Origin of the sequence: Neobacillus sp. B4I6 (assembly GCF_050434045.1) — a bacterium.
Lineage (GTDB): Bacteria > Bacillota > Bacilli > Bacillales > Cytobacillaceae > Neobacillus.
In genome coordinates this window covers 52,136-65,269 of record NZ_JBNPWB010000001.1, presented here as the reverse complement: position 1 = coordinate 65,269, position 13,134 = coordinate 52,136, and the positions used below count along the sequence as shown (strand labels likewise).

General features: G+C 38.3%; 14 protein-coding genes. All 14 read left to right on the top strand.

What is annotated here, in order from left to right:
* Nucleotides 1-9 precede the first annotated feature (9 nt).
* The 14 genes from QF028_RS00405 to QF028_RS00340 all read left to right on the top strand — a co-directional run bounded on the left by QF028_RS00405 (nt 10) and on the right by QF028_RS00340 (nt 13,102).
* On the top strand, nt 10-1,161 hold the full coding sequence (locus QF028_RS00405) for an iron-containing alcohol dehydrogenase family protein (RefSeq protein WP_429463254.1): 1,152 nt from the start codon (nt 10-12) through the stop codon (nt 1,159-1,161).
* Nucleotides 1,162-1,223: 62 nt separating this feature from the next.
* A complete protein-coding gene (locus tag QF028_RS00400) occupies nt 1,224-2,072 on the top strand; it encodes a R2-like ligand-binding oxidase (protein ID WP_429463252.1) in 849 nt (282 codons plus the stop codon).
* Nucleotides 2,073-2,103: 31 nt separating this feature from the next.
* On the top strand, nt 2,104-2,250 hold the full coding sequence (locus tag QF028_RS00395) for a hypothetical protein (RefSeq protein ID WP_429463251.1): 147 nt from the start codon (nt 2,104-2,106) through the stop codon (nt 2,248-2,250).
* A 209-nt stretch (nt 2,251-2,459) separates the two neighbouring features.
* Nucleotides 2,460-2,714, top strand: a complete 255-nt coding sequence (locus QF028_RS00390; RefSeq protein ID WP_429463249.1) for a ferredoxin — start codon at nt 2,460-2,462, stop codon at nt 2,712-2,714.
* Complete coding sequence (locus QF028_RS00385; RefSeq protein WP_429463247.1) at nt 2,701-2,916, top strand: flavoprotein; 216 nt, start codon at nt 2,701-2,703, stop codon at nt 2,914-2,916. The genes QF028_RS00390 and QF028_RS00385 overlap by 14 nt, the downstream gene beginning before the upstream one ends.
* Before the next feature lie 56 nt (nt 2,917-2,972).
* The gene (locus QF028_RS00380; RefSeq protein WP_429463245.1) at nt 2,973-4,388 is read left to right on the top strand and encodes a sodium:solute symporter family protein; all 1,416 of its coding nucleotides are present in this window, start codon (nt 2,973-2,975) and stop codon (nt 4,386-4,388) included.
* A gap of 74 nt (nt 4,389-4,462) precedes the next feature.
* On the top strand, nt 4,463-5,860 hold the full coding sequence (locus tag QF028_RS00375) for a UbiD family decarboxylase (RefSeq protein ID WP_429463243.1): 1,398 nt from the start codon (nt 4,463-4,465) through the stop codon (nt 5,858-5,860).
* A gap of 417 nt (nt 5,861-6,277) precedes the next feature.
* The gene (locus QF028_RS00370) at nt 6,278-7,087 is read left to right on the top strand and encodes an alpha/beta fold hydrolase (RefSeq protein ID WP_429463242.1); all 810 of its coding nucleotides are present in this window, start codon (nt 6,278-6,280) and stop codon (nt 7,085-7,087) included.
* Nucleotides 7,088-7,135: 48 nt separating this feature from the next.
* Nucleotides 7,136-7,591 carry a pyridoxamine 5'-phosphate oxidase family protein gene (locus QF028_RS00365; RefSeq protein WP_429463240.1) on the top strand — a complete coding sequence of 152 codons (456 nt, stop codon included), beginning with the start codon at nt 7,136-7,138 and terminating at the stop codon, nt 7,589-7,591.
* 821 nt (nt 7,592-8,412) lie between these two features.
* The gene (locus tag QF028_RS00360) at nt 8,413-10,185 is read left to right on the top strand and encodes a sigma 54-interacting transcriptional regulator (RefSeq protein WP_429463238.1); all 1,773 of its coding nucleotides are present in this window, start codon (nt 8,413-8,415) and stop codon (nt 10,183-10,185) included.
* Between the two features lie 221 nt (nt 10,186-10,406).
* Nucleotides 10,407-11,804 (top strand): sigma-54 interaction domain-containing protein, encoded by a 1,398-nt coding sequence (locus tag QF028_RS00355; RefSeq protein WP_429463236.1) that lies wholly within the window; start codon nt 10,407-10,409, stop codon nt 11,802-11,804.
* Between the two features lie 185 nt (nt 11,805-11,989).
* Complete coding sequence (locus QF028_RS00350) at nt 11,990-12,151, top strand: hypothetical protein (protein WP_429463235.1); 162 nt, start codon at nt 11,990-11,992, stop codon at nt 12,149-12,151.
* Between the two features lie 217 nt (nt 12,152-12,368).
* Nucleotides 12,369-12,770, top strand: a complete 402-nt coding sequence (locus QF028_RS00345) for an RES family NAD+ phosphorylase (protein ID WP_429463233.1) — start codon at nt 12,369-12,371, stop codon at nt 12,768-12,770.
* A complete protein-coding gene (locus QF028_RS00340) occupies nt 12,767-13,102 on the top strand; it encodes a hypothetical protein (protein WP_429463231.1) in 336 nt (111 codons plus the stop codon). Before QF028_RS00345 ends, QF028_RS00340 begins: the two co-directional genes overlap by 4 nt.
* The last annotated feature ends 32 nt before the right edge of the window (nt 13,103-13,134 follow it).

Genomic DNA, 13,134 nt, shown 5'->3' with positions numbered 1-13,134 from the left:
GAATTCACTATGTATCCTTCATTTGAGTTTCATCTGCCCACAAAAATTCATTTTGGCTATAACAAGATCAAACAACTTGGCAATTTACCCTTTAAAGTAAAACGTGCATTTATCGTTACCGATAAAGGTGTGTTAAATTCGGGTCTAATTGAGCATGTAACAAAGATATTAAAAGACAACCGAATTTCTTATGTTGTTTATGATGAAGTGGAACCGGACCCGAGTGTTGAAACCGTTGACAAAGTAGCTCAAGTGTTTCAACAGGAAGAAGGAGATGCTTTAATCGCCATTGGTGGGGGCAGTCCGATAGATACAGCAAAAGGTGTCCGTGTCATCGCTAGCAATGGTGGAAGTATTCGTGATTATGCTGGAGTCAATCTTATCAAACAGGCCTCCAATATACCTCTCATTGCGATACCTACAACGTCTGGTACTGGAAGTGAAGTAACTATTTTTGCTGTTTTGTCGGATTGTGAGGAGAATCGGAAGGTTACGGTAACGAGCCCATTTGTTGCACCGGATATAAGTATTGTTGACCCTAAAATGACGATGACTGCGCCACCGAAAATTACAGCAGCATCAGGGTTCGATGCTTTCGCACATGGGGCAGAGACCTTTGTGTCACGGATATCCCAGCCTGCCAGTGATGTGCTTGCACTGTCAGCCATGAGCACTGTCAGCAGATACCTTCGTCGGGCCGTTTATAATGGGGAGGATGTTGAGGCGCGGATCAAAATGGCAGAGGCTAGTCTTTTAGCAGGAATGGCTTTCAATCAATCCTTCCTAGGTTTGACACATGCGATCGGCAGTGCAGTAAGCGGTCATGCCCATGTTAGTCACGGTGTGGCGATAGGTCTCCTGTTACCGGGAGTTATTCGTTATAATTCGATATCCTTAATGGATAAGTACGTTGAAATGGCCAGCGTTTTTCGAGACATCGACCTATCGTTACCTGATTGGGAGATTACAGACCAATTTATAGAAGAGGTAACGAGGTTACGTGACGATGTTGGACTACCGCAGAAATTACAACAGGTAGGGGTTAAAGAAGAGCAGCTAAAGGCGATTGCAAATGATTCTGTGAAAAGTGGAATGTGGAAATTTAATCCTCGACGAGCGACAGAAGAAGAGATTTTGGGGCTACTCAAGCAACTTTTTTAGAAAATATAAAGCTTTTGAAGAAAGTGTTTAAATTCACATTAAATATTTAGGAGGAAATGATTATGACTGAAAATGTAAATAAGACTGAAGAGCTAATTCCTAGTGTTGATAAGACGACGGATGAAGTAGCATGGGATTTATATCGAAAAGCCATTCGATTTGGAACTTGGGATCCTGCTGCTATTGACCTCAGCCAAGACAAAAGAGACTATGAAGCGCTCGATGAGGATCTAAAAGGATATCTTATTCATTTCTGTACAGGATTTCTCGATGCTGAAGAAAATGTAGCATTAAAGTTCTGTCCCTGGATCATGTTAGGTTCTTCTACAGAACAACAGGCATTCCTCAGTACTCAATTGCTCGAAGAATTTAAGCATACAGAATTCTTTATGCGCTATTTTAAAGAAGTAATTGGTCGTGAGCGAATTCCTTCAGTGAAAAATGCGGTTCAGCAGAAACTCGATGAGCGTGTGAAAAAGATGCTGGCTGCTCTTGATCAGGGAGAAGAGGAACGTGAAGAGGCACTGGTTGAAGGGCTAACCCATTACCAAGGGATTATAGAAGGTGTTCAAGCGATGACTGGATATGATGTATTCCAAGCGGTATACGGAAGTAAAGGATTATTTCCTGGTTTGGATGAAGGATATGCTCGGATTAAGGAAGACGAAGGACGTCATGTTGGTTTCGGACTTCGTATGTTAAAGCTGTTTGCCCGTAAACCAGAGCATGCCAAGCGAATTCTTGCATTGTACGAGGAATATCTTCCCCTTATATTGATCCGATATGATCAGCCGGTTGTTGTAGATGGTATGGAATATCCAACTCCACCTGAAGTTCGGGGACGTGAAAGAGTGACCAAAATGTTTGAACGCAGACTTAAAGACATATTAGGTGCATCAGTTACCGTTTAATGAGGATTCTTTTATTATGAAAGCATAGACATTGCGTACCTGGCTCGGGCATCTTCAAACGACTGACCGTTTAACAGTATTTGAATGCAAAGTTAGTTTACAGTATGAAATCGCAAAAGAAGTGAAAAAATTGGAGGGCCAAAAAGCAGCATATTTTACAAATGTTGAAGATTATTAAGTTCCTGTTGTTTCGGGTATTTATTCGACACCAGAAGATTTCTATTCATCTTGAAGAAAATAACTAATTGTAAAACAACGCAACACAATACTTCATGAAATGTCGTTTAGACTATCCCCAAAGGGTAGTCTAAACGTTTACTGAAAAACATCGTAAATAATCATTTATCACATTAAAGGTTATAAAATCAACAATTAGGAGTGTAAGAGATGAAAAAATATACAATCGTAGATAAAGAGACATGCATAGCTTGCGGAGCATGTGGTTCCAGTGCACCAGATATATTCGATTATGATAACGAAGGAATTTCGTATGTGATACTTGATAATAATCAAGGAACTACCGAAATATCAGCGAGTCTATGTAATGATTTGGATGATGCTGTTGAAGGATGTCCGACTGATTCAATTAAAGTAGCTTATGAACCTTTTAATGGAAATCCTTTAATGGATGAAAAAGTATAATTCAATTACGCCCTTTCATTTAGGACATTTGCGGCTCATGCAATCCGTAACAGAGAGTGGTGCAATAATCCTCCCCCCTGTACCTAGTTTTTATCATAAACCAAAATCAATCGATGATATTGTTAATCAAAGCGTAGGAAAGGCTTTAGATCAGTTTGGCATTGATGCCCGACTCTTTGAACGTTGGAATGGACTAGATTAACATGAATAAATTAAAAATTCATAAATTCATTTCTAGATTAAAATGGGGGAGTTACTGTGACTAATGGTAATATAATAATTTTAGGAATTGTCGTCGTTTATATTTTGCTTACTGCTTTCTTTGGTTTATATACAAAAAAATTCTCAAAAAGTTCCGATAAGTACATGACAGGCGGAAAGGCGTTTGGGCCTTTTATTATTGGAGTTTTAATGATGTCAGAGTTTATTGGTACCGGATCAACGATCGGAACAGCCCAAACTGCTTACAGCACAGGTATTTCGGCAGCATGGAATTTGATTACACTTGCATTGGCATTTGCGTTATTTGCTTACACTATGGCAAAAAAGTTTCATGAACGGGGAGAGTATACAATCTCGGGAGCTATTGCCAAAACGTATGGGAATGGTGCACGTGTTATAACCTCACTAATTATGATCTATGCCCTGGCAGTAGTTAATGTTTCAATGTACGCTGGCGGAGCGGCTACATTATCAGCAATTCTTAATGTCCCACATGCAATGGCTGCAATAATTGTTGGGGTGATAACCGTAGTATATGTCTCATTAGGTGGAATGTTCGCAGTTGCATATACCAATTTAATTCACGCCTTTATCAAGTACTTGGGTTTGATACTGGCGCTTGCATTTGGTTTGGCGGCAGCGGGGGGACTTTCCGGGTTATCCTTGAATCTAGAGTCTGAGATGTTTGACTGGACGGGAATCGGCGTGTCAACAATTATTGCTTGGACAATAGCTAATATCGGTTCCATTTTTTCAACTCAATATATTATCCAGGCGATATCTTCAACACAAGATGATGCTAAGGCCAAGAAAGCGAGCATTTATGCCGGTTTCCTTGTAATTCCCGTTGGTATCATTGCATCTTTGATTGGGATGACTGCCTCAATTGTTTTTCCGAACATCGCGCCAGCAGAAGCTTTCCCTATGATGACAACGTTAATGAATCCGTTTCTGGCGGGACTAGTTGTAGCTGGATTAATTGCTGCTGTCTTTGGTACAGTTGCAGCTTCAACTATTGGGTCGGCTGCCCTTCTATTGAAAGATTTCTACAATCCCATTTTTAATAAAGATGCTTCTGACACGAAATCGCTGCGGTTTGCCCGAATTGCAACAATTGTTATGGGACTGATTCCGATTCCATTTGCGATTTTTGCACCAGAAATATTAAGCACTGTCTTTTTTGCTAGAGCTTTAAGAACCACCTTAGCCGTTATTGTCGTTTTGATGTTCTATTTCCCGCGTTTTAGTAGTGGACGAGGAGCAGTATTGGGAATGGTCTTTGCCGTGATTACGACAACTGTCTGGTATCTTGGCGGTGATCCATTAGGGATAGATAATATCTATGTCGCTGCAGTTACTCCATTAATTGTCATGTTGTTTGATCATTTCATCAATAAGAATAATAGAGTTTCGCACAACGAACCTAAGGTCGTCAAGACGGAAATCATATAGGGATGAACGCTATAATTGAAGCTAAAATGAAGTAAATAATAATAACTATTAAAAAAATCAGGAGGATTCAATTTATGAGATCAAAGACGTTTCGGACATGGCTTACACACCTGCAAACAACGGGTCGTTTAGCGACAATTGATAAAAATGTCAGTTTAGAATATGAGGTTGCTGCTATTGCGAAAAAATTAGATGGAAAAAAGGCTACCTATTTTACTAGCGTAGAAGATTATGAGATTCCTGTCGTATCAGGAATTTGTTCAACACGTGAGGATTTTGCAGAAGCTTTGGAAACGGATCAATACAATGTTATAACAAAATTCACAGAGGCGGTATCCGCTCCAGAAGCATGTCTGCTAGTTAATGAAAAGGAAGCCCCTGTTAAAGAAAATATTATTCTAGAAAATATCGATTTGATGAAGATGTTTCCAATTCCGGTTCACCATGAGAAAGATTCGGGTAATTACATCACCGCTGGATTGTTTATTGTTAGGGATCCAGTTACTCGGAAGCAGAACGTTTCAATTCATCGTCTCCAAATTTCTGGGAAAAATAAGATAGGGGCCTTAATTTTGCCTCGCCATACTTTTCATTTGTATAAGCAGGCTGAAGAGGCGGGTAGACCACTGGAATGTGCAATCGCCATTGGCGTCGATCCGGTGACCTTACTGGCGTCGCAAGCTAGCACTCCGTTCGGAGTAGATGAACTTGAAATTTCAAGTGCTCTCCGTGGAGAACCATTAGAAGTGGTTCGTTGTAAGACGGTTGATATTGATGTCCCGGCTTATGCAGAAATTGTATTAGAAGGAAAAATTCTTCCACATGTTCGTGAGCCGGAAGGACCTTTCGGGGAATTTCCAAAGTATTATGGACCGCGCAGTGACAAGGAGGTCATTGAGATTACAGCAGTAACTCACCGAAACAATCCGATTTTTTATACGATTGTTCCTGCGGGGTACGAACATCTTTTGCTTGGTGGGATTCCACGTGAGGCAAGTCTATTCCAAAGCATTCGCCAGACCGTCCCGTCAGTAACAGCGGTGCATATGAGCCCTGGTGGCACATGTCGCTACCATGCGATTGTTTCAATAAAAAAACGGAATGAAGGCGAAGCGAAAAATGCAATTTTAGCTGCTCTTGCTAATAGTTTTGATATTAAACATGTCGTTGTAACTGATGAAGAGGTTGATATTTTTAATATGGAAGAGGTGGAATGGGCTATCGCTACCCGCTTTCAAGCGGACAGAGATTTAGTTGTGGTTCATGAAGCCCAGAGTTCAAAGCTTGATCCGTCTAGCCGCGATGGAGTGGGCTCGAAGATGGGATTGGACTGTACAGTTCCATTAAACAGTGAACCGATGCAATACTTGCGTGTTCAAATACCGGGTTATAATGAGTGCAATCTTGATGAATATGTCAATCGTGATAAATCGATTCAATCCGTTCATCTAGAAGAAGATAGACACCTGTAAGACAGGTCAAAACTGATGAAAAGTAAAAGCTGACTCAAACGGTCGTTAAAATACGACTTTTTCTATTCCGTCTTTCTTTTAGATATTTAGGGATAAAAAAGGATAGTCTGAAATGAATTCTTTTCTTCTTATTTTGTTATTTTTCGCTGATTTGGGAGTGTGGTTCCCACTTTTTGGCTATATACTTGAACCCTGCAGACTTAAAAAGCAGGAAAAGATAAGAAAGTTTTTAATACTTAGTTTTCGTATCTAGTCAAGGCGCCATCGGCTCGAGGGCATAAGCCAATTCGTCCAGTAGGTTAAAGAACATCCCGCCAGCTGGCTCGACTTATGCTTGTCGCTCATAGACGGGTGGGCGCCTTAGGTACCAAAATAATTATTTGTGACATCTAAGTTTTTTTAACTGGAGGGAAATTTATGCCTTTTTTGAAAACCGATAAAGAAAGTTTATTTTATCATAATCAGACCGAGAATCTGAATACCACAGGAACCCATGAGGGAATTGTATTCCTTCATAGTTTGGGTACAGATCATCAGATGTGGAAATATCAATTAGAGGATTTAGATGGAAAAGGAAGGTTATTGATCGCACCCGATGCCCGTGGACATGGAAAATCTACCAGGTATACAGGAATCAGCTTGGATCTTTGGGTGAATGACATTTTACAGTTAATAGATTTCTTAGGTTTACAAAGGATAATTATTTGCGGTGTTTCTATGGGGGGTGTTCAGGCGCTTGCTTTTGCACAAAGATATCCCAATCGTGTTAGTGGTCTTGTACTGGCAGATACCTTCGCAAGGATTGAACCGGAAGCAGTACATGAGAAAATCAGATTGACGGCGGGAATCGCCAAGGAATTGGGGATGGAAAAGTATGCAAACCAATACCTGGATCAAACTCTATCATTTTCGAATACAGCCCAAGCCATTCGCGAAACTATGCGGCACAGTATAGCAGAGATGGAGACAGGAGCCTACCAGAAATCAGCGAAAGCCTGTTTTTCAGCAAGCTTAGATAGCGGATTAAAGAACATAAATATTCCAACACTTGTATTGATAGGAGAGAATGATCAAAAAACTCCACTCCCCTACTCCCAAGTGATTGCAGAAAGTATTTCCGATTCAAACCTAATGGTTGTTCCGAGGGCATGTCATCTGGCTAATGTGGATCAGCCGAAGGAGTTTAATCATTTATTAAAGGAGTTCCTCTCCACATTAGAAAATTAAACTTTAACTGGAGTCATTTGTCGATATCATAGGAAAAGGTGAGTAAATATGGATAATCAGAAGATTTCAAAGGAGTTATATAAACTCTTAAACGGGGAAAATCTGGATACTAAACAACACGAAGCTATGATGTTGCTTACTATGACCGAAGACTTTTGGCCTCATATAGCTATGATTAGTGTGGGTGAGATTGTAGCAAAGGATTGTACCAAGCTAAGATTGGCGCTTTGGCCGAATACTACTACAACTCATAATATCCTTCGAACTAGTCAAGCCACTTTTGTCGTATTTTTCGCAGGAAAAGCTTATTACATTAGGCTTTCCCTACAGAGGCTGACTCCCATATCAAATGCTAAGCATACAAGAGAAAGGTTTTCAGCAGAAGTTGTCTCAGTTCGAGAAGATACAGCAAAATATGCGGACATTACGTCAGGTGTCAAAATTAACTTAAAAGATTCAGATACTATTATCAAACGTTGGTATGAAACAATTGAGGAATTATAAGATGAAAAAACAAAACTTTAGATGGTTTAAATACGAAGAATGTTGACAGATGAGAGACTCCTACTGATTTCTAGCAGAATTAATGGTTCTGGTACAAAAACCACTCACTAGAAACATAGATTCCTTGTTTCCTCTAAATTGATTCCTTATAAAGATAATCCAACAACTGATATTTCTGATTGAGCAGACTTTATTCATAGAAAAAAGAGTCTTGTTCCATGTTAGCTGAAATTAACTTAATCAAATTTTTAAAATAAACTAAATAAAATTTTAAAAATACATGTTAGGGGTTTATTATATATTAAGTTATGAAAGCGTTCACTGTATATTGTTTAATAAGAAGAAGAGTATGACAATTTTGACAACAAAGAGATAAATGGTATAGGAACTTTTACCCTAATTATTAAAACATTTTTTTATTATACTATTGACTATAGTTAAAGTAAGTAATAAGCCATCGTAAATGAATATACGATGGCTTATTACTTACTTTAGAGAGACTGAAATCATGTCAAATTTATGTAAAAGGATTCAGCCAATTCTTTTAAGTAAAGGTATAATCGATCGTGATTTTTACCTAAGTTGTTAAATAAAACAATGTTTAAGTTAATTATCGTTTCTAAGACAACTTTGTTCTTATACCAATAACGTTCATTAAATTTCGTGTAGCTATTTATTTTTAGATTCTCAAACCTTTATTTTCTATTAAAGAGTGTATGAATACTAAAACAGCACAAAATGATTTCCTTTCATCTATTCATCTAGAAATGTTCCAAAAATATACGATTCTTGCAAAAAATATGACAAAAAGGTGATGTACCATGAAATGGACAGATATTATCGAACAAACCGTTCCTGTTGCTCAGAGTGCTGATCCTATCTGGAAAGTGTCTGAATACATGAAGATTGCAGAATTAGATAAGCTTCCTGTTTTGTCTGATCAGAATTTCATAGGAATTATTCATGCGAGAGATTTACTAAATACAGATTCAGATCGTTCTATCGAAGAGTACATCGATAAGAAATGTGTAACAATCGACTGTACGACCGAGCTTCATCGCTTGCCATCCTTCACCAATCAATTCCTTCCTGTAGTAAAGGACGGAATTTACTGCGGCATTATTAGATCGGATAAAATTTATCGCTGCCTGCAGGATGAATTGAATCAGTTGATGCTGGTCATAGATAATTCTTTCGATGGCATCCTGATTACCGATGGAGAAGGCTGTATCCTGCATATCAATAAAGCATTTGAACAGATAGCTATGCTGAGCAAAGAGGCAATAATCGGGATGAACATGACCGATTTAGTTGATAAAGGACTTTTTCTGAATGATTCTGTTGTGATGAAAACGCTTGAATTAGGAAAGTCTTATACTAACATTCAGAAGTATAAAAACACTAGATTATATACTTTAGTTACAGCCACGCCGGTTTGCGATCAAAAAGGAGATTTGATCCGGGTTCTGGCAAACGTTAGGGATATCTCTGAATTAACTAGAATTCAGGAACAAATGGATGAATCCAAAAAGTTAACATCCCTTTCTCAATCCGAACTCAAACAGTTGCGCTTTGAGAAAATAAATGCGTCAGGGAAAATGATTGCCCATAGCCAAGAAATGCAGGAGGTTCTTGACCTTGTCTATCATGTTGCATCATGCGATTCTACTGTGCTGTTACTAGGAGAATCCGGTGTTGGAAAAGAAGTCATTGCCAAGTTGCTGCATGAAAACAGCCTGCGTATAAAAAAAGATTCATTCATGAAAGTCAACTGCGGAGCGATTCCCCCTAATTTGCTAGAATCCGAATTGTTCGGATATGAACAGGGTGCTTTTACTGGGGCGAAAAAAGGAGGAAAGCCAGGTATTTTTGAGCTGGTCAATAACGGAACCCTTTTTCTTGATGAAATCGGAGAGCTGCCTTTGGAAATGCAGGTAAAATTGCTGCGGGTTCTTCAGGAACAGGAAATTATGCGTGTTGGTGGGACACAAACGATCAAGGTTAATGTAAGGATTATCGCTGCAACTAATCGAAACCTGGAAAAGATGGTGAAGGAAGGTGCGTTCCGGTTGGATCTCTATTATCGCTTAAATATCGTGCCAATCAGAATCCCGCCGCTAAGGGAAAGAAAGGATGATATCATCCCGCTGCTTGGTTATTTTTTGAAGCAGTTTAATAAGAAATATCAATATACTAAACGCTTTTCAAAAGAAGCAGTGGATCAATTGTTATTGTACCACTATCCTGGGAATGTGAGGGAATTGTCCAATATAGTGGAACGACTCGTTCTAACCTACCGTGAGAATGTCTTAGAACCGCGCCACCTACCCAAGCAGGTAAGCGAATGCAGCAAGGCGGATGAAAATACGATGATCCAACAGGAACCTAAGGCTGACTTGGATATCCTTAAGCTGTTTTGGAACGATCCGGCAGAAGGAGATAACCTGTTCGAGCACGTGGAAAAGGAAGCGCTAATCCAAGCCCTTAAGAAATACGGATCAGTTCGAAAAACCGGAAAGGCCATAGGAGTACCCCATACAACTGTACTTAATAAATTGAAAAAATTTGGGGTTGCCCTTGAGGAGATACGCTAAAGGAAGATAACAATAACTCCTTTGATTAGAATCATTCTTTTCAGACTATTAGTATTTTAGGGTGAATTTCGCTTTTTATGAGCCTTGGAAGCACTTCTACTAAAGCTTAACTTATCGTAAAGCAAGAGTCTCATAATTTACAAACGACTTGTTATGATGTAAAAAGTCAATACAAAAAATATTCTCTTCAATAATATACTATTAGATTTTAGGAGGGGGACATGGGACTTACAAGGGTGCCTGACTTAGAATTATATCGGACGATTGTGGAAAATTTCCATGATGGAATTTTGGTGATGGATCAGGAAGGAAGAATTTTATTGGTCAATCAGGCAATGCTCAAATTAAGTCACCTGCCTCGAGAAGCCTATGCTGGGCGGAATATCCGGGATATTGTAGATAGTGGAATCTTTCAAAAACCATCTGTCACCTTAAGAGCCTTACAGGAAAAACAAATGATAACCGACTTTCAACAGTATCAGAATGGAATTAATGTCTTGGTTACAGCAATTCCCATGTTTGATGATGAAAACCGTTTAATTCGGATGCTGTCCATTACCCATGATATTACCGAGCTGATAAATATGAAGAAAAAGGTAGAAGAAATTGAAAGGCTTTCCGCCAAATATTATACGGAACTTTTGGAACTTCGACAGCACCATTCCAAACGGGGAATTATCACCGCTAACAGGCAAATGGAGGAAATCATCGAGCTTATTCATTATATTGGTCAGACTGACTCGATGATACTTCTATTGGGCGAATCTGGGGTAGGTAAAGATGTCTTGGCTAGGGAAATCCATGAGACAAGTAAGCGGAAAGATTCTGGAGCTTTTATTAAAGTGAACTGTGGGGCCATACCAAAGGATCTCTTGGAATCCGAATTCTTCGGCTATGATACCGGTGCCTTTACCGGGGCGAAGAAAGAAGGGAAGCCGGGGTTATTTGAACTGGCAAATCAAGGAACATTGTTTTTGGATGAAATCGGAGAGTTCCCCCTGCAACTTCAAGCGAAACTTTTAAGGGTCCTTCAAGATCAGCAGTTTACTCGAGTCGGCGGAACGAAGGTGATTCAGGGCAATGTGAGGATTATCACAGCAACCAATAGGGATTTGGAATCTATGGTCTCCAGAGGGGAATTTCGGGAAGATCTTTATTACCGATTGAATGTCATCCCAATTCAAATTCCGTCATTAAGGGAACGAAAGGACGAAATCCCATTGTTAATCGGTCATTTTCTTCGAAATTTTAATAAGGAATATGAAAAAAATAAATCGCTTTCTAAGGCCGCTATAGACTTTCTTTGTGCATATCACTGGCCAGGTAACATCAGGGAATTATCTAACATTATAGAGAGGCTTGTTCTAACCACCAAAAACGATGTAATAGAAACTAATGAACTGCCCATTGCAAAGCAAAATGCAGATGTCAATCTATCAAAACTTCTAAAAAAAGAGAAAACTGCAAAAAATTTATTTGAGTCTGTGGAGATAAATCTAATTGAGAGCATGATCCAGCAGGAAGGGAGTATTCGCAAAGCAGCCAAGGCATTGGGCGTTTCACATACGACTTTAATCCGCAAAATGAAAAAACATGATATAAAAGTCTCTTCATCTTAGAAGAAACCCGCTAATAAAAGATATGATATTTCTTTTATAGGAAAGCTATTTTGATATTTGCATCCCTTTATCGTCATTTTTGTATCAATAATTTTTTGAAAGTTTTATCCCTACTGAACAAAAGATTGCTTTAATTAATTCTTTAAATAAAACTGAAATTAAAAGAATGGAAGCTACTTCTTTTTGTGCATCCAGTATATGTACCTCAAATGAAGGATGCGAAAGAAGTACTTAAAGGCATAGAACAAAATACGAATATCCAATATATAGAATTTATTCCGAATGAAAAAGGATATGATCTGGCAGTTAGGAATGGAGTACGTGTCTTTCATTGGTTATACATTTAAGATGACCGTAAAATAATTCATCTAGAGGAATAAAGAATGGGATAATGGCTTCTCAGAATTAAACTTAGATTGTCATACCTTTTATGATTATAGCACTAGAGAGGATTTAGATGGTAATGATGAATTATCTTATTATAAGCTGCCTTATAATTTTATTTTAACAGCACAATTTGGGTTACCAAATTTAAATATATATTCAGATGATGCAATAGGAATAATGCTTAATAAACTATTATTTGGTTTAATAGACTACGAAACCTTTAAAAATTGGTATGCTCATATTTTGGTTCATTTAAAACAAAGAATAGATAATCTTTATGAATATTTAGTACAGTTTCCAATGCTTTCTTTAGAAAATGAACTTGGTAAGCATATTTTTACTAACCTGCAAAAATTGGGGACGTTTGAGTTAAGTGAACAAACATTTTATAGAGCTAGGCAGCTAAAGAATCAAAGTCCGTATGATGAAGCAAATATGTGGAATCCTCCAGCAGATAAAGTAGCAGTATATGAGGGGAGGTATAATCATTTTGGACAAAGTTTTTTATACATGGCTGACGATGAAGAAACTGCTTTTAGTGAGGTAATCCCAGAATGGCATAGATCTTGTAGTATATGATTGAAATCAAAACACAGAAACCAATTAAGGTTCTTGATTTAAGAAGAGTGAATTTTTATTCCGAAGACAAAGGAATGGATAACGTTATTTTACACTATATGTTGGTTCATGAGGGAAGAATAAGTCAAGAGACAAATAAGGAATACATAAAACCAGAATATCTAGTTCCCGGTTTCGTTGCGGATTGTGCAAGACTTCATAAATTTGAAGGCATTCTTTTTAACAGCACAAAAGGTAAGGGTGATAATTTGGTTCTTTTTGAACCTGACATGTTGAAAACAACGGGTAAAATAGTTACAGTAGATAATCCCTATATCTATACAATTAAATAGATTTTAATTATTTATAAGGCTACAGGAATCGT